The sequence below is a fragment of the Mycolicibacter sinensis genome, assembly GCF_001667375.1.
Classification (GTDB): Bacteria; Actinomycetota; Actinomycetes; order Mycobacteriales; family Mycobacteriaceae; genus Mycobacterium; species Mycobacterium sinense_A.
This window is the reverse complement of the sequence record NZ_LZIN01000076.1, coordinates 1-844: the sequence shown is the minus strand read 5'-3', so window position 1 is coordinate 844 and position 844 is coordinate 1. Positions and strand designations below refer to the sequence as shown.

The 844-nt window shown below is 64.7% G+C and carries 1 protein-coding gene; it reads left to right on the top strand.

What is annotated here, in order from left to right:
- Positions 1-24: 24 nt before the first annotated feature.
- Positions 25-844: PE-PPE domain-containing protein (locus A5771_RS24675; RefSeq protein ID WP_082947387.1), on the top strand; the 820-nt coding region annotated here is incomplete at its 3' end.

Below are 844 nucleotides of genomic sequence, written 5' to 3'. Positions count from 1 at the left end.
ACCGCGATCTTCGTCGGCGGGACGATGTTGCCGACGCCCTCGGCGGCGTTCGCCCAAACCGCGGCCGACCTGTTCCTCAACCCGCTAGGCTTCGACGCCGGCGACGATCCGACGGTCTGCGTGATCGGTGCCGGCATCTGCGATTCCCCGCTGCAGGTGCTGACCACCCCGCAGCTGATCCTGCAGGGGCACAGCAGTTTCGTCGGCGCGGCCGAGATCGTGCGGGCGGTGCACGCCCAGCTCGACGCCAACCCGGGCGCCTACGATGCCGACAACCCGCTGTGGATATTCGGCTACTCGCAGGGCGCCACGGCCGGTTCGATCGCCATGGCCCAGCTGGAACACGACGGCGTCGACCCGCAGTTGCTGCATTTCGTGTTCATCGGCAATCCGGTCGGTGCCGACACCGCGTCGGAGGGTATGGGCGGGGTTTCCTCCTCCGACTTCTTCGACACTGCTCTGCTGTCGGGTGTCCAGACCCCGAACAACTGGTTCGCGGTAACCGATTACACGATCCCCGGAGATCCGGTCACCGACCCCACGTCCACCTCTGAGCTCGGTTTGTTCTACGAGCACATGATGTATCTGGGGCTCACGCCCGATCAGGTGGCCAACCACCTGGCCACCACCGACGGCGCGATCACCGACATCGACATCTCCGGTGACTTCGACCAGTTCGGCGCCTGGATCAATGCGTGGAGCCACGGGCTGGTCGACAGCGGTTGGTGGGAAGGCTTGTTCTACTCAGTTGTGGCGTTCTTCTACAGCGCCTTCGGCAACATCGAGGGCTTCTTCACCGAATGGATGGGCATCGACTGGGGCGGGGTGGAAGACACGCTCGACT